19 protein-coding genes are annotated in these 15689 nt (G+C 65.5%); 5 read left to right on the forward strand and 14 right to left on the reverse strand.

Annotated features, from left to right (window positions below; genetic code table 11):
• The first annotated feature begins 14 nt into the window (after positions 1–14).
• Positions 15–620: a rhodanese-like domain-containing protein gene (locus AACH32_RS09455; RefSeq protein WP_338606528.1), complete on the forward strand. Its 606-nt coding sequence runs from the start codon at positions 15–17 to the stop codon at positions 618–620.
• Position 621: 1 nt separating this feature from the next.
• Here AACH32_RS09455 and hflX read toward each other — a convergent pair whose 3' ends face one another.
• The 12 genes from hflX to AACH32_RS09515 all read right to left on the reverse strand — a co-directional run bounded on the left by hflX (position 622) and on the right by AACH32_RS09515 (position 12079).
• Positions 622–2310, reverse strand: a complete 1689-nt coding sequence (gene hflX / locus AACH32_RS09460; protein WP_338606529.1) for a GTPase HflX — start codon at positions 2308–2310, stop codon at positions 622–624.
• Positions 2311–2313: 3 nt separating this feature from the next.
• A complete protein-coding gene (dnaB, locus tag AACH32_RS09465) occupies positions 2314–3687 on the reverse strand; it encodes a replicative DNA helicase (protein ID WP_338606530.1) in 1374 nt (457 codons plus the stop codon).
• A 3-nt stretch (positions 3688–3690) separates the two neighbouring features.
• Positions 3691–4278: a 50S ribosomal protein L9 gene (rplI, locus tag AACH32_RS09470; protein WP_338606531.1), complete on the reverse strand. Its 588-nt coding sequence runs from the start codon at positions 4276–4278 to the stop codon at positions 3691–3693.
• A 2-nt stretch (positions 4279–4280) separates the two neighbouring features.
• Positions 4281–5246, reverse strand: coding sequence for a DUF2232 domain-containing protein (locus tag AACH32_RS09475; protein WP_338606532.1), 966 nt, complete (start codon positions 5244–5246; stop codon positions 4281–4283).
• Positions 5247–5268: 22 nt separating this feature from the next.
• Positions 5269–5511 (reverse strand): 30S ribosomal protein S18, encoded by a 243-nt coding sequence (gene rpsR / locus AACH32_RS09480; protein WP_338606533.1) that lies wholly within the window; start codon positions 5509–5511, stop codon positions 5269–5271.
• 9 nt (positions 5512–5520) lie between these two features.
• Positions 5521–6003, reverse strand: a complete 483-nt coding sequence (rpsF, locus tag AACH32_RS09485) for a 30S ribosomal protein S6 (RefSeq protein ID WP_338606534.1) — start codon at positions 6001–6003, stop codon at positions 5521–5523.
• Between the two features lie 79 nt (positions 6004–6082).
• Positions 6083–6511, reverse strand: a complete 429-nt coding sequence (locus tag AACH32_RS09490; RefSeq protein WP_338606535.1) for a (deoxy)nucleoside triphosphate pyrophosphohydrolase — start codon at positions 6509–6511, stop codon at positions 6083–6085.
• Positions 6508–8295 carry a tetratricopeptide repeat protein gene (locus tag AACH32_RS09495; RefSeq protein ID WP_338606536.1) on the reverse strand — a complete coding sequence of 596 codons (1788 nt, stop codon included), beginning with the start codon at positions 8293–8295 and terminating at the stop codon, positions 6508–6510. Before AACH32_RS09495 ends, AACH32_RS09490 begins: the two co-directional genes overlap by 4 nt.
• 65 nt (positions 8296–8360) lie before the next feature.
• Entirely contained in the window at positions 8361–9635 is a 1275-nt protein-coding gene (locus tag AACH32_RS09500; protein WP_338606537.1) for a MiaB/RimO family radical SAM methylthiotransferase, read from the reverse strand.
• A 21-nt stretch (positions 9636–9656) separates the two neighbouring features.
• Positions 9657–10838, reverse strand: coding sequence for a pyridoxal phosphate-dependent aminotransferase (locus tag AACH32_RS09505; protein ID WP_338606538.1), 1182 nt, complete (start codon positions 10836–10838; stop codon positions 9657–9659).
• Between the two features lie 260 nt (positions 10839–11098).
• Positions 11099–11389 (reverse strand): hypothetical protein, encoded by a 291-nt coding sequence (locus AACH32_RS09510; RefSeq protein ID WP_338606539.1) that lies wholly within the window; start codon positions 11387–11389, stop codon positions 11099–11101.
• Between the two features lie 87 nt (positions 11390–11476).
• Complete coding sequence (locus AACH32_RS09515) at positions 11477–12079, reverse strand: hypothetical protein (RefSeq protein ID WP_338606540.1); 603 nt, start codon at positions 12077–12079, stop codon at positions 11477–11479.
• A gap of 150 nt (positions 12080–12229) precedes the next feature.
• Here AACH32_RS09515 and AACH32_RS09520 point away from each other — a divergent pair, with 150 nt between their 5' ends.
• The 3 genes from AACH32_RS09520 (at position 12230) to AACH32_RS09530 (ending at position 13934) form a co-directional block, all read left to right on the forward strand.
• Entirely contained in the window at positions 12230–12928 is a 699-nt protein-coding gene (locus AACH32_RS09520; RefSeq protein WP_338606541.1) for a hypothetical protein, read from the forward strand.
• Between the two features lie 99 nt (positions 12929–13027).
• Entirely contained in the window at positions 13028–13498 is a 471-nt protein-coding gene (locus AACH32_RS09525; protein WP_338606542.1) for a SoxR reducing system RseC family protein, read from the forward strand.
• Positions 13467–13934 (forward strand): universal stress protein, encoded by a 468-nt coding sequence (locus AACH32_RS09530; protein ID WP_338606543.1) that lies wholly within the window; start codon positions 13467–13469, stop codon positions 13932–13934. The genes AACH32_RS09525 and AACH32_RS09530 overlap by 32 nt, the downstream gene beginning before the upstream one ends.
• Positions 13935–13991: 57 nt before the next feature.
• On the opposite strand, the gene AACH32_RS09535 is transcribed toward AACH32_RS09530, so the two are convergent.
• Positions 13992–14498, reverse strand: coding sequence for a hypothetical protein (locus tag AACH32_RS09535; protein WP_338606544.1), 507 nt, complete (start codon positions 14496–14498; stop codon positions 13992–13994).
• A 72-nt stretch (positions 14499–14570) separates the two neighbouring features.
• Positions 14571–15050, reverse strand: coding sequence for a tetratricopeptide repeat protein (locus AACH32_RS09540; RefSeq protein WP_338606545.1), 480 nt, complete (start codon positions 15048–15050; stop codon positions 14571–14573).
• Positions 15051–15202: 152 nt separating this feature from the next.
• On the opposite strand from AACH32_RS09540, the gene AACH32_RS09545 reads away from it, so the two are divergent.
• Positions 15203–15673 (forward strand): hypothetical protein, encoded by a 471-nt coding sequence (locus tag AACH32_RS09545; RefSeq protein ID WP_338606546.1) that lies wholly within the window; start codon positions 15203–15205, stop codon positions 15671–15673.
• The last annotated feature ends 16 nt before the right edge of the window (positions 15674–15689 follow it).

Raw genomic sequence — 15689 nt, forward strand, 5'->3', positions numbered from 1 at the left:
TTGTAATTTTTATAATGACCTGCTTGCTGGCGTTGGCCGGGCCGGCCATGGCCAAGCAACCCATGGAGCCCATCACCATCAGCGTGTTGGAGGCGGCCCAGATGCTGGCCTCCCAGCCCAAGGAAGTGTTCCTGGTGGACGTGCGCACCCGAGCGGAATACGCCTTGATGGGGCATCCTCCCCAGGCCTACAACGTGCCCTGGCGCTTGGCCACCGGAGATTTTCAGATCAAGGGTGGCTCCTATCAGGGCAACAAGGTCACCTTCACCGGCTACCAGCTAAGTCCCAAACCCAACCCGGATTTCATCGGGGTGGTCAAGTCCCTGTTCAAGCCCGGCGACAAGCTGCTTATCCTTTCCACCGACGGGGAGCAGGGCGCCCAGGCCGCCGCCGCCCTGTCTAAAGCGGGTTTCACCCAGGTGTTCAACCTGGAGCATGGCTTTTTGGGCCAGCCCCTGCTGGTGGAAAAACAGGCCGAGTTGGCCGAGAAGTATTCCCCCCTTTACGGCATCCAGGGCCGTCTCAACGGCTGGGTGTTCTGGGGACTGCCGGTGACCCACCAGATGGACCCCCGCTACATCTATCCGCCCGACACCAAACGCATGCAGACCCAGAAGTAGGTCAGGGCTCCGCCGTCTCTTGATCCGCTGAGAGATAGTCTCGCCCGGCCGCTTCCCAGCCGCCGGCGATATCCACCATGCGCTCGATACGCTCCAATAGCGGCGGCAGGGTCTTGGGCCTCAGGGCGCTGACCACCACGCCGTCGTAGCGGTTGGCCAGGCGCTCCAGGGCCTCGGCCGGGGCCGCGTCGGCCTTGTTGAGCACTAACAGGCGGGGCGCGTTGGTGAACTCCATCTGATCCAGGATGGCGTCCACCGCCTGGATCTGCTCCTCCACCTGGGGGTTGGAGGCGTCGGCCACGTGCAACAGCAGGTCGGCCTGCTCCAACTCCTCCAGGGTGGCCCCAAAGGCCCGCTTGAGCTCCTCGGGCAGGTCGCGGATGAAGCCCACCGTGTCGGTGATGATCACCTCCCGCTCGCGGGGAAAACGCAGGCGGCGGGTGGTGGGGTCCAGGGTGGCGAAGAGCCGGTTCTCGGCCTTGACTTCGCTGCCGGTCAGGGCGTTGAGCAGGGTGGATTTGCCGGCGTTGGTGTAGCCCACGATGCTCAGCACCGGCAGGCCGCCCCGGGCCCGGGCCTCGCGGCGGCGTCCCCGTTGACGGGCGATCTGGTCCAAGTCCTTTTCCAGGCGGTTCAACCTCTGACGCACCCGGCGGCGATCTATCTCCAGCCTGGTCTCGCCGGGCCCCCGGCCTCCGATGCCGCCGGTAAGGCGGCTCAGGCCGTCGTCGCGGGCGCTCAGGCGGGGCATGAGGTACTTGAGCTGGGCCATCTCCACCTGGAGCTTGCCCTCGCGGGTGGCGGCCCGCTGGGCGAAGATGTCCAGGATGAGCTGGGTGCGGTCGATGAACTTCAGCTCCGCGCCGGTGGCCGCGGCCAGGGAGCGGGCCTGGCTGGGGTTGAGGTTCTGGTCCAGCACCAGCACGTCGGCGCCCAGGCGCAGGGCGGTGATCAACACTTGGTTCAGCTTGCCGGGGCCGATGAGGGTGCGCGGGTCGGGCTTGCGGCGGCGCTGGGTCACGCGCCCCACCACGCTGAGCCCGGCGGAGCGGGCCAGCTCGGCCAACTCGTCCAGGCGCTCTTCGGCCTCGGCCGCCGGTCCGCTGCTCACGCTGATGAGCAGGGCCGCGCCTGCCTCGCCCACCTCGCGGCCGGATACACTGCGGGCCAGCTCTTCCTCCAGGCTGCGCACCAGGCGGGCCAGGTCTTCGGGCGGCTGGCCGGGAGGGAAGGGCTCCAGCAGGCGGTAGTCGCGCTCGGCCTCGGGCTGGGGCAAGAGATGGGCCGCGTGAATCAGGCCGGGCAGGCCGTCCTCGCGCACCTCCAGGGTGGCGCTCAGATCCCAGCGCTTGAGGGAAAGGTCGGTCAAGTCGCCGGGGAATAGGCCCCCCTGGCCCAGGCTGGTGTGCAGCCAGGTGAAACCGGCCAAGCGTCCCGGGCCCCGGCGCAGGCGGCTGGGCTGGGGCGAAGCGATGCCCTGGGGAGAGCCCACCACCACCTGCTCCACCTCGCCCCGGCGGCTGAGCACCAGGCCCACCGGCCGGGCCAGCTCGGCGCTCAGGCGGGCCAGGTCCAGGGCCTGCTCGGGCAGGATGAGCGCCTCCGGGGGCAGGCGGCGGCGGTAGAGGTTGTTCAGCCGTTTTATCTGGCTGGATTTGAGGCCGGTGGTGGGGCCCAGAACCTTGGCCAAGGCCTACTCCGGCACCGGGTCGAAGGTGAGGTCCTCGAAGCGGGTGAGGTCGTCCAAAAAGGCCAGGCGCACCGTGCCGGTGGGGCCGTTGCGCTGCTTGCCGATGATGATCTCGGCCACGTTGTCGTCGTCCTCTTCGGGGTCGTCGCGCTTTTTGTAGACCTTCTTGCGGTAGATGAAGGCGATGACGTCGGCGTCCTGCTCGATGGCTCCGGACTCGCGCAGGTCGCTGAGCATGGGGCGCTTGTCTCCGCCGGGGCGCTCCTCCACCTTGCGGTTGAGCTGGCTCAGGGCCACCACCGGCACGGAGAGCTCCTTGGCCAGGGCCTTGAGCGAGCGGGAGATGTTGCTGATCTCCTGCTCGCGGCTCTCGGTGGAGCCCCGGCCGCGCATGAGCTGGAGGTAGTCCACCAGGATGAGCCCCAGGCCGTGCTCCAGCTTGAGGCGGCGGGCCTTGGCCCTAAGGTCCAACACCGACAGGGCCGGGGTGTCGTCGATATAGATGGGCGAGCCGTGCAGACGGTCGGCCGCCTGGGTCAGGGCCGGGAAGTCCTGGTTGTGCGAGAGGAAGCCGGAGCGGATCTTTTCGCCGGAAACCCGGGCCTCCGAGGCTAGCAGGCGCATGCCCAACTGCTCCTTGCTCATCTCCAGGCTGAAGATGGCCACCACCACTCCGGCCTCCAGGGCCGCGTTGGAGGCGATGTTCAGGGCAAAGGCGGTCTTACCCATGGAGGGCCGCCCGGCGATGATGATCAGATCGCCGGGCTGCAGGCCGGTGGTGAGCTGATCCATCTTTTTAAAACCGGTGGGCACCCCGGAGACCTGGCCCTTGCTCTTGAAGCGCTCCTCGATGATCTTGAGGGAGCTGGTAACCACCTCGCCGATGGGGCTCACCTGGGAGCTCAGGCGCTCCTGGGTGGCCGCGAAGATGGCCCGTTCCGCCCCTTCCAGGGCGATTTCCGGCTCTGCCTGGTGGGCGTGGGCTTCGTCGATGGCCTTGTGGGCCGCGTTGATGAAGCCCCGGAGCAGGGACTTGTCCTTGACCAGGGAGGCGTAGTGATCCACGTGGGCGGGGCCGAGTAAAATGTCGGCCAGCTCGGCCAGGTAGGCCGCGCCGCCCACCGCGTCGATACGGGATTCGTCGGTGAGCCGCGAGGTGACGGTGATCTCGTCCACCGGCTGGTTCTTTTCATAAAGAGCCAGCATGGCCTCGTAGATGAGGCCGTGGCGGCGGTCGTAGAAGTCCGACGCCTTGAGGTGGGAGGCTACTCCGGAAAGCACCTCGCTGCCATGTACCAACACCCCGCCCAGCACCCCGCGCTCGGCGGCGAGGTCCTGGGGGGGTGCGTTGCGGCTGGAGGCGCCGTCTGGGTTCACGCCTTACTCCTTGGCCGGCTCCTCGGCTTCTTCCTCGGCGGGGGCTTCGGCCTCTTCGGTGGCCTCTACGGCCTCGGTCACGACCTCGGCCTCGGCCTTGGCTTCGGCCTTGGCATCGGCCTCGGCCTTGGCGGCGGCCGTCTCGGCGTCGGGAGCCACTTCCAATTCTATATCAACCACCACCTGGGGGTGAAGCTTCACCGGCAAGGTGTAGGTGCCCAGCTTTTTGATGGGACCTTCCGCCATGATGATGCGGCGGCGGTCGATGTCAAAGCCCAGGGCGGCCAGGGCCTCGGCGATCTGCATGTTGGTCACCGAGCCGTAGAGCTTGCCGCCCTCGCCGGCGCGGGCTTCCACCTTGACCTGCACGCCGGCCAAGGTAGCGGCCTCGGCCTTGACCTTTTCGGCCTCGCGGGCCTGGCCGGCCTCGATGCGCTGGCGCTCGGCGGCCAGGGTCTTGATGTTCTTGTTGGTCGCCATCAGGGCCATGCCCTGGGGGATCAGGTAGTTGCGGCCGTAGCCGTTTTTGACCTGCACCACCTCGCCGGGATCGCCCAAACCCAGCACTTCCTGGGTAAGGATTATCTTCATTTCTATTCCTCCGACCCGGACGGCTTGGCTTGTCCTAGCCGTCTCAGATTTAACCACATATCAAAAAGCCCGGTGGCGGCCAACAAGCCGGCCACGTAAATTTCCAGAGCCACGGTCAAATACACCGCCGTCCTGAGCAGGATCGGCGCGTTCTTGCGGCGCAGCCAAAAGTCCACCACCGCCAGGCCCTGGAAGAAGTAGAGCACGCCCATGACCAGGACCAGGTTGGCCCCCAGCCAAAAAAGCCAGCCCTCGCCCAGGGCCATGAACCCCCCGCCCGCTATGAGCAGCCACACCAGGCGCTCGGGGGTGCGGTAGAGGTTCAGGGGCGCGCCGTCGGCCTGGGGGGACAGACGCCGACCGATGCGCCGCGCGGCCAGGAAATTCAACCATGCCACCACCAACGACACGGCCGCCAGTATGCCCGGCGCCAACCTGAGGACAATCCGCCCCACGGCGGCCAGGCCCTCTTCCAACTGGCGCAACGTCTCGGGCTCCAGGTCCATGGTGCGATACGCTTGCACCATCGCGGCCATCTCGCCTTGCCACTGGGTTTTCCACAGGGTCCAGGGGCCCACTTCGTAGGCCAGCGAACCCGCCAGAAGCACCAGCACCGAGGCGGCCATGGCCGCTGCGGCCGCCGAGCCCACCACCCAACTGGGCGACAGGCCCATAACCCCCAACTCGCCCAGGGCCGCGGCCATTACCAGGAAGTAGACCAGATAGTAGCTACCTCCAGGGGGACCGGCCGCCATGGACAGGGCCAGGGCGGCCACCGCGGCCAGGATCAGCGCCTTGCGTCCGGTCCCCTTGCCCCGCGCCAGATAGGCCAGCGCCAGGGGCAGGGGAGAGGCGAAGGTGATAACCGACCCGGCCAGGGGCAACATCCACGGCACCGTGAACAGCACCAACGCCACGGACGCGGCCGCCGCGGCGGGCAACCACTCACCGGGTAGAGCGCGGCTCATCAGCGCCGCCGGCATAGGCCGGCTAGTTGCTCCCCTGGGCCGAGAAGGGCAACAGGGCGATGTGCCGGGCCCGCTTGATGGCCAGGGTCAGCTCGCGCTGATGCTTGGCGCAGCAACCGCTGATGCGCCGGGGGATGATCTTGCCCCTCTCGGTGGTGTAGTAACGCAGGGTGCGCGGCTCTTTGTAGTCGATGGTGATGCTGGAGTCGGCGCAGAAGCGGCAGACCTTGCGGCGTCCGTATTTCCTTCTTTTGAGCGTAATCATGCCGTCCTCCTAATCGTCGTCGTCGCGACGCTTGCCGCGATCGTCGTCGTCATCATCATCATCGTCATCGTCGTCGTCATCGTCGTCGTCGTCCCGGTCGGAGGGACGCGGCTCGTCGTCATCGTCCGGGCGGGCGCCGGTGGCTCCGGCGGCCTTGGCCGCTTCGGCCTCGGCCTTGCGCTGGGCCATGGCTTCTTCATCGAAGCTGTCGGCGATCTTGACCGTGAGGTAGCGGATCACCTGCTCGTCGATTTTGAAGTTGCGCTCCATCTCCTCCACGGCCTCGCCGGTGGCGCCGTACTCCATGAGGACGAAGTAGCCCTTGGTCTGTTTCTTCACCATGTAGGCCAGCCGCCGGCGTCCCCAGTGGTCTTCCTTCACGATGAAAGCGCCGTCTTTTTCCAGAAGTCCGCGGAATTTCTCCACGCAGGCGGCGGTGTCCTCCTCGCTCAGCTCGGGATGGACAATAAAAATGGTCTCATAATGTCGCATAAGGCCTCCTCTCGGTCTAGACGTCCCCGGCCACGGCCTTTAGCGGTCGGAGAAAGGAGTGGGTTGGAAGGCTAATTGACTACCACCCGTGGGCGGAATTGTCAAGGTCACCGGTGGATTTAAGTCGCTCCAGCAGCGCGCGGTCCGTGGAACACAAGGAGAGCTTGGCGGCCTCGTCCCCCGCCAGCCAGATCAGGGCCCGGTGTTCCAGGGCCTGCGGGCTCTGGCCGTTCAGGCGACAAGCGAAGGCGTGCAGGCGCAGGGGAAGCCCCTCGGGGGTCAAGCCCTCCTGGGTGAGCATAAGGGGCCCCACCTTGACGGTGACGGCCAGTTCCTCTTGCAACTCCCGGGTCAGGCACTCGGGCAGGCTCTCGCCCGGTTCGGCTTTGCCGCCGGGCAGCTCCCACAAACCGTTGGACGCCCGCTGGGCCAACAACAGCTTGCCTTGGCGCACGATGACGGCGCAGGCCACTTCCAGGAAAGCCGGTTCGGACTGGAGCCCGGTCATGGCTTGGCCGGGGCCGGGTTGGTACGGCGCAGTTGGCGGGTGCGCGCGCTCAGGTAGCGCTCCTCGGCCTGGGGAAAGGCGGGGTCGGCGTCCAGGATGGCCTCGTAAAGCTCCAGGGCCTCGGCGTCGCGGTCCTCGGCCTCCAGGAGCCCGGCCAGCTGAAACTTGAGCTTGAGGTCCTTGGGCTCCAGCTTTACCGCCTGGTCCAGGGCCTTGACGGCCGCTTGGGGATCCTTGGCATCCAGGGCCAGGGCGGCTTTCAGCGTATATAGCCTCACGCTGTCCGGGTTTTGGGCCAGGACCTTATTGAGCAGGGTGGCGGCCAGGTCGGGCTTGCTCTCGGCCGTCTGATCCAATACCGCGATCCACAGGTCGAGATCGTGAGGCTTTTGCTCCAAGAGCCGGCCCGCTAGTTCCATGGCCTGGTCCCAGCGTTGCAACGACAAGAGCAGCCTCAGCTTCACCTCCCGCACGTCCGCGTCATCGGGGCGGGCCTTTTCCACCGTGGCCAGTAACTCCAGGGCCTCCTCTGGCTTGCCCTCCTCCATGGCCAACACCGCCAGGTTATAGGCCAGGTCCGGGTCGTCGGGTTGCAGCTTTCGCAGGCGCTGGTAGACCCCGGCCAGGGCTGGGCGGTCGCCGATCTGTTCGTAGAGCTGGGCCAGGTTCAAAAGCGGGGTGGGGCTCAGGGGGTCCAGGGCGGCCACCTTTTCCATTTCCACCGCGGCCTTGGCCGGCTTGCCCTCGGCCAGGTAGACCTGGCTAAGGCGCAAGTGCAGGTTGGCATCACGGGGCGAAAGGGCGGCGGCCCGCTCCAGGGCCCGCAAGGCGCCGGCCTGGTCCCCGGCGCCGCCGCGCAGGCGGGCCAATTGCTGCCAGAGGGCCGGTCGCGCGGGGTCCAGGACCACGGCACGTTCCAGACTGGCCAGGGCTCGATCAGCCTGCCCGGCGCTTTCCTGGGCCTTGGCCAGGCGGGCCAGGGTCTGGGCCCGCTCCGCCGCGTTTTGCAGGCTGGAGAGCCTCTCCAAAAGCACGGCCGCCTCTTCCCAACGCTCAAGCTGCTCGTAGAGTAGGGCCAGGCGTCCCAGGAGTTGGGCGTCGCCGGGGCGCAGGGCGGCCAGCTTGCTCAGGGCGGCCACGGCCTCTTCCCTCTGCCCGGCGGCCAGATATAAATCGGCCAGACGCTCCATCCAGCGGGGGTCCTTCTGACTGCGGCCGTGGCTGGACAGCAGCTCCGCCGCCAAGCCATATTGGCCGTTTTCGGCGTAAAGGTCGGCCAAGCGCTCTATCATCAGGTCGTCGTCGGGGCTGAGGGCCAGGGCCTTTTCGGTGTAGGCGATTTTTTTGCCTAGATCCTGGGTCTGGGCGGCGCGGCGCAGCCAGTCGATGGGCAGAAGACGCACCAATAGGCTGACTGAGCCGATCTTGCGCCCGCTTTTGAGCACCTCCAACTCCAGGCTGTCGGTGGTGTAGAGCCGGGGGCCCAGGACGTTGGTCAGGGTGTGGTAGTGGTTGAGGTTGAGTTCGGGAAAATCGGCCAGGCGAAAACTGAGGCCATAATCCAGCCAGGCGTCGCTTTTGGCCCCCAGCACCCGGAAGGGGGCGTCCGGGTGCACCGTGGCCACGCCGCCCGCCCGCACCGTGACCGCCAGGCCGCCGATGGAAAGTTCCACCGACAACAGCCGGGGGCCGGTCTCCTGGGCGGACGCAGGGGCGGAGGCCAGGCTGAACCAGGCCGCCAAAAGCAGCAGAACCAACAGGAATGAGCGGGTCGGAGAGCGCATGTTCAGGCCGCCTCCCGGGCGAGCGTAACTTACCGCTCCAACTTTACAAGAGCCCGTGAGGCAAGTCAAAAGGCACCGACCAGCAAAGGTTGGCCGTCCAGCTCCTCGCAACCCGTGATGTTTACGCGCAGCCTGTTTCCAGCCGGCGTCTCTTTGGCCAGGCGCACCAGGCAATAATTGGCCCCGCGCCCCAGGCCGGAGCCTTCCACGATCACTTCCTGGGAGCTTCCCACCTGGGCCTGGTAATAGGCCCGCTTCTTGGCCAGGCCTAGTTCGCGCAAGACTGCGGCGCGCTCTTTGCTCACCTCGGGGGCGGGGTGGTCGGCCATGTCCGCCGCCCTGGTGCCGGGGCGGGAGGAATAGGGGAACACGTGCAGATAGCTGATGGGCAGGCCGGCCAGCAGGCCGCGGGTTTGCTCAAAGTCCTGGTCGCTCTCACCGGGCAGGCCCACCAACACGTCTGCCCCCAGGCACAGACCGGGCAGGGCCGCCGCCGCCACGCGCACCGTGCGGGCGTAATCCTCGGGGCCGTAGGGGCGGCCCATCTGCTTGAGCAGGCGGGCGCTGCCGGTCTGCAAGGGCAAATGGAAGTGGGGAACCAGCCGGGGTTCGGCCGCGGCCAGCTCGATGATCTCCGGGGTCAGCTCCTCGGACTCCAACGACGACAGGCGCAGGCGCGGGGCCGGGTGGGCGGCCAAGAGGGCCCTGAGCAGCTCGGCCAGCTCCTGGCGGGGGGTGAAGTCCCAGCCCCAGCGCCCCAGGTGGATGCCGGTGAGCACCACCTCGGCCGTCCCGCTGCGGCCCAACTCGGCAAAGGCCCCGGCGGCCTGGTCCAGGGGCAGGCTGCGCGAGCGGCCCCGGGTGCTGGGCACGATGCAATAGGCGCAGTGGGCGTTGCAGCCGTCCTGCACCTTCAACAGGCCCCGGGTGCGCTCCGGGCCGGGGGCCTGCGCCCCGGGGCAAAAGCCGCCGGCGTCCGGGGCGGGGAGGGCGGTTGCCTGATCCAGAGAAGAGCCAGACAAGGCCTCCGCCCCCTGGGCCAGGGCGGCCCGCCCCAACACCTCGCACCCCGCCTGGCTGTAGGCCTGGGGCTCGGCCTGCACGTCGCAGCCGGTGACCACCACCCGAGCGCCCGGATGGGCCCGGCGCAGCCGCCGGGCCATCTGGCGCGATTGGCGGGCGGCCACTCCGGTGACCGAGCAGGTGAACAGCAGGGCCAGATCCACCGCTTGGCCATCTCCGGCCGCCAGCCAACCTCGCTCGCGCATTTGCCCGGCCAGGTGGGCGGCCTCGGCCTGGTTTACCTTGCAGCCCAGGCTGGCCACCGTGTAGCGCTTCACCGGCCTCGCCCCGCTCCCGTTCTACTTGGCCGCGGCCTTGGCCTTCTTGAAGGCTTCCAGCGAGTTGATGATGGTGGCGTCGTCGCAGCAATAGGCGATGCGGCAGTAGCCGGGGCCCATGAAGCCAGAGCCGGGCACCAGCAAGAGGTTCTGCTCGATGGCCAGCTTGCAGAAAGCCACGTCGTCGGGAATGGGGGCCTTGGGGAAGACGTAGAAGGCGCCGCCGGGGCGCACGTATTCGTAGCCCGCCTCGTCCAGCACTCCCAGGATCAACTCCCGCTTGCGGGCGTACTCGGCCACCTCGGCCGCGTCGTCCAACAGCTCGGCCACGGCCAGCTGCATGATGCCCGGCGCGTTGACGTAGCCCAGGATGCGGTTGGCCAGGGTCATGCCGCCGATCAGCATGCCCTTGTCGGCTATCTGGGGGTGCACCGCCGCGTAGCCGATGCGCTGGCCCGGCAGGGACAGGTTCTTGCTGAAGGAGGTGACCACGATGCTGTTGGGATAAGCCGCGAATATCGACGGCACGTGCAGGCCATCGAAAACGATCTGGCGGTAGGGTTCGTCGCTGATCAGGTAGATGGCCTTGCCCAGTTGCTTGCTCTTCTCGGTGAGCATGGCCGCCAGGGCGTCCACCGATTCCTGGGTGTAGACCGCGCCGGTGGGGTTGTTGGGGTTGTTGATCAACACGGCGCAGGTCTTTTCGCTGATGGCGTAGGCCATGGCCGCGATGTCCAACTCAAAGGTGTCTGTGGTGGGCACCCGCTTGACGCTGCCGCCGTGGTTGTCCAGGTAGAAGTCGTACTCCACGAAGTAGGGGGTGGGCACCACCACCTCGGCTCCGGGGTCCACGATGGCCTTGAGCACGATGTTGAGGGCGCCGGCCGCGCCCACGGTCATGATGATCTCGTTCTCGCTGAAGCCGGGGCCGTGCTCCCGGCTCAGGTAGTCGGCCACCTTGGCCCGCACCTGGGGGTAGCCCGCGTTGGGCATGTAGGCGTGCCGCCCCGGAGTGCGGTCGGCGGCCAGGCGGGCCACCACCTCAAAGAACTTCTCCGGCGGCTCGATGTTGGGGTTGCCCAAGGAAAAGTCGAAGACGTTTTCAGCGCCCTTTTCGGCCTTCAGCTTGGCCCCGGCCTCGAACATGGCTCGTATCCAACTGGAGCGTTCTATGAATTCAGCTATTTTGTGAGCTACCGGCATGGAAAACCTCCCTGGGTGGGAAACTAAAAAAGCCGCGGGCCCTGGGGCCCGCGGCTGCTACTGGCTTGATTGCTTAAGGCGTCAGTATGCCTCCACGGACCCGTGCGCTGGCGGATAATAATACCCCATAAATCGGGTCTCGCGGAAAATCACACTGGCCTCCAACGCTTATGGCCACAAGTTACCACCCAGCCCCGGCGGGGTCAATACCCCCGCCGGTCACTGTTGCCCAAGGGAAACCCGGCGGAGATATAGGGCGCCTATTCGTGGGTAATGGGTGGGCCCATCTCCTTGAAGCTGAAATTGTAGAAGACGTTGTGCCCGTTGTAGTCCAAAACCCGCAGGTCGTCTTCCTGCTTCACGTCGTTGACGATGGCCTGGAATTGCCCGCCGTACTTCTTCTGCACCAATTCCAGGCTCAACCCGTAGGCGATGAACTTCATGATGCCTTTGCGGGCCAGCTTTTCCACGAATTGCTCATCATCGAATGAGCCGTAGGTCGTCAGCACCAGAATGGGGCCGGTTCCGGTGAAGATGATTCCCGCCTTCATGACTCACCTCCAGGTAAAAGTGGCCGTCTGTGGCCTTAGCCCGCCTATTATCATAGTGATACGCTAGTGGCGGCCCTGTCAACGGGCCTACCGGGTCAGCTCCTTGAGCTTTTCCATATTCACCTTGTCGGCAAACTCCTGGGCCACTTGGGCGGCGTTTTTCACCCGGCTGGCATCCACCTGCAAGAGGACCTTGTTGTCGATCAGGGACTGGAACTCGGCCCGGTCTCCCCTATCCTTGAGCAGGGCCTTGTTACCCTTGAAGGGCACCAACTTGCCTTGCTTGCCGCCCTGGGTGAACATGGGGTTGTTGAGCATCATGCCCATGGACTGAATAAGCGGCGAGTCGCTGATAACCTGGATTTTCACTTGGCCCCGCTCGCCGTTTTTATAGCGGCGCGTGGCGCTGACCCCGCCTCCGAACATGCCCCCGCTCCCGGACTTGCTCTCGATCTCCGCGGCGGTCCAGCCGGCGGGCGCCTCGGGGAAGACCTGGCCCAACATATCGGCCTTCTTTTGCATCATCTGGGCCAGAGCGAACTCGATCTCCCTGATGGCCTGGCTCACCTTGCCTTCCTGATAGAGCTTCACGCCTTGGTTTAGCTGGTCGCTGATCTGATCGGCCAGGGCGGCGGATGCCAGTCCCATGGATAGAGCCAAGGCGGCGAAAACGGCGATGGCGCGTTTCATCATGTCTCTCCAGGTTATGCGCGACGGGCGGGTTCCGGTTTTTTGCGATTAGGAAATTATGGGCAGCCCAATGGAGAGGTGTCAAGGATTCCGCATGGAAGCCAATAATGCTAAGATGCCCCGGCACAGGCAAATGAGGAGTGCAATCGCGTGGATGCTTCAACGAGATTTCCCAGGCAGGAGTTGCTGCACAGCCTTTATCGCTTCCAGGCCCAGATGGAAGCGTCGCGCGAGGTGGCCTGCGCCCCCGGCTGCGCGGCCTGCTGCACCGACCGGGTGTACCTGACCGGCCTGGAGGGCGACCTGCTGCGCCGGGAGCTGGCCCGCCAGGGTCGCTTGGGGTTGTTGGCGCGCCTGGAGCCGGGCCCTAAGCCGGCCTACACCTGCAACCAGTTGGCCCGCCTGTGCATCGAGGGCCAAGAGCCGCCGGAGGAGGTGGCCTCGGGGCAGGGGGCGGCCTGCGCCCTGCTGGAAGATGGCCGCTGCGGGGTCTACGAGGCCCGGCCCCTGGCCTGCCGGGTGATGGCCTCGCGCGTTAGGTGCCGCGAGGGTGGCGGGGCCCAGGGAGACCCCTGGTGGTTCACCCTGGACACCGCGCTTATGCAGATCGCCGAGCACATCGATTTAGGCGGGATGTACGGCTCCTTGGGCACGGTGCTGCGCCGGGAGGATCCATTGAAGGGCGAGGGATTGCTCAGCTGCGAGCCCTTGCCCGGCCTGGTGGCCCCGCCGGAACACCAGGCTCGCCTGCAGCAAACCCTGGGGCCATTGTTCGCAACCCCGGTGGATGGGCGTCCCTTGGGTCAGTGGCTGGACTTGATGCGCGCCGAATCGGGGGCAAAAGGTTGAAAATCACCGGTAATAACGGATGTTAACCTTCGGTTGCCTCTTTGTTAATATGCCTGCGCGTGATATAAAATAAATATGCAAGCAATACCCTCGAACCACATGCAGGAAGAAGGACTGGTCGTCAAGACCATGGGCGGCTTGGCCCAGGTGGAGACCACCCAACAGGAGGCCTGCAAATCCTGCGGCGCCCAGGGCATGTGCCATGCCATGGGCGGGGACAAGCGCCGAGTCATCACCGCGGTAAATCAGGTTGGCGCCAGGGAGGGGGACAGGGTCGTCATGGCCATGCCCCGCAAGGGAGTTTTGGGGGCCAGCTTTTTGGTTTACATGGTGCCCGTGGCCGCCCTGCTGGTGGGCGCCGCCTTGGGCAGAAAATGGGGCGAAGCCTGGGGCCTGGAGCCGCAAACCTCCGCGGTGGTTCTGGGCGCGGCGGCTTTGGTCGCGGCTTGGATGATTTTGCGCAAGGTGTCCAAGCGCCTGGCAGGGCGCAAGGAATTGACCGTCACGGTGGTGCGTATTCTGCGAAAGGAACAAGGGGATGCTCTGGAATCAAGTACTGCTTGCCTATGACAACTCTCAACAGGCCCTTCGGGCGGTTGAGTACGTGGGTCAGATGTTCGCCCGGGTCGACAACGTGAAAGTGATCATCTTCGGGGTCTACGACAAGGTGCCCGAGCATGACATGGAGGGTACGGTGTTCACCGACCAGGTGCGGGCTCGCATCTCCGTTCTGGAAAGGGATCGGGAAAAGGGGCGCGAGGGCCTGGAAGAGGCCAAAAAGATGCTCCTGCGCAAGGGCTTTGGCGACGAACAGGTCAAGGTCAAGTACGTGGAAAAGAAAAAGAGCGTGGCCAAGGACATCATCGACGAGGTCAAGACCGGGGGCTACGGCACCGTGGTCATGGGCCGCAAAGGGGTGAGCAACCTGGCGGGCATGCTCTTTGGTTCGGTTTCCAGCGGCGTCATCGGCAACCTGGTGGGCGCCACCATCTGCGTGGTGGAATAAGACCACCGTCCGCCACAGTCTATTCGACCCCGGGAGCGCCGCGCGCCCCGGGGTTTTCTATTGCTCGCCGTATTCCTCGGCCAGTTCGGCGGCTATGGCCTCCGGTCCCTTTTTGATCAACTCGAAGCTCTTGATGATGGCGTCGCGGGCCGAGCTTATGCCCAGCGTCTGGGGAGCCTCGCGCAGGATGTCCAGGTTGGCCAGCACCGCCTGCTCGTAATCGCTCCAAGGCTCGGCCTGGGGGGCGTTGCGCTTCATGAGTTCATGGGCCGAATGGATAACCACGGACGAGGCCTCCAGGTTGCCTAGGTGGGCCAGGTAATAAGCTGCGTCGGCCCACTCGTTGCCCGGCGAGGGCGCCACCTGGAACAGGTCGTCGTCCAGGGGCCACAGGGTGAGCCCGGCGGCCTGGAAAAAACTGCGCGCCACCTTGTGCACCACCTTGCGGTAGGTCTCGATGTCCGGGTTGTAGCCCTCTAACTGCACCTCGCCCCTGGTGGGCATTTGGAGCAGCTCCAGCAGGTCCTTCAGGCTGATGCGGCCCTGGGAGTCCGTGTAAGCCATGGGTTGGGCTCCTTGCCTCGGGTCAACTTTGGCCAGGCGACAAACGCGGCCACCCGCCCCGCCGGGCGAGACCTAGCCCTGGTTGGCCTTCATCCAAGTAAGGGGCAGGGTGAACTTGGGGGGAGGGTTTTCGGCCAGGTCGTACAGACGCCGGGCCGCCTGGTTTTGGGGGGCCAACTCAAGCAGGCGCTTGGCATCGGCCGCCGCCTTCTTGGGCTCGTCTTGGAGCAAGTATACCACCGCCCGGTTGTAGTAGGCGGCCTCGGACTGGGCGTCTTGTTGCAGGGCCTTGTCCAGATCCGCCAGGGCCAGGTCCAATTTGCCCCGCAGGATGTAGATGCCGGCCCGCCCCGCGTAGGCCTGGGACCTTTTTTCGCTGACCATGAAGGTGGAGGCTATGGCCGAGCTGTAAGAGGCGAAAGCGTCGTTATCCTGCCCCGCCTTTTCGGCTCGGAGGCCTTGCTCCAGGGCGCTGTTGCCGCAACCGCTCAGGGAAACGGCCATGGCCAGCAAAACCACGAGGCTGCCCAGCGTGACGAAGGATTTAGGCATATGGCGAAACTCCCCAGGGGTGTAGGTGTGCCCGAGTATTGAAACACATCCGCGCGCTCCAAGGCAAACCATCACCATGGTCAAAATGGGCGATGGGCTGCAAGACGGTGGCGATGGTGCTAAATTTTAGGAAACACCAAGGAGGAAGGCTCATGCGCGCTCTACGTGTCGGAATGTGCTGTTCACTGGTGCTGGCCGTGTGGCTGGCTTGCGGGGCTTCGGCCTGGGCTGCGCCCGCGTATGTGCAGGGCAACTACGTGGGCAAGGCGATGTTGACCAAGGAGGGCGAAGCCCCCAAGGACAAGGCTCAGATGACCACCGTAAAGGCCGAGCTGAAGCAGGCCGGGGACAAGATTACCGGCAGCCTTATCGTGGGGGACAAGCCCGACGACCTGATCGTCCTGGAGATCACCTCGGGCGAGGTGCAGGACGACTTTATTTGGTTCCAGGGCGAGGAGATGATCTGGCGCTGCCAGTTCAGCGGCAATTTCAAGAACAACGAGATCAGCGGCACCATCATGTTTTTGAACCACAACCCGGCGGAAAAGCTGCTGCCCAAGGACCAAGTCAAAAGTTTTCAGCCCGTCAAACTGCGCGGCCCCTTGGACATGACCCGGCGCTGAGCCCCGAAACGCGGCC

The organism is Desulfoferula mesophila (genome assembly GCF_037076455.1).
In the GTDB taxonomy this organism is placed as follows: domain Bacteria; phylum Desulfobacterota; class Desulfarculia; order Desulfarculales; family Desulfarculaceae; genus Desulfoferula; species Desulfoferula mesophila.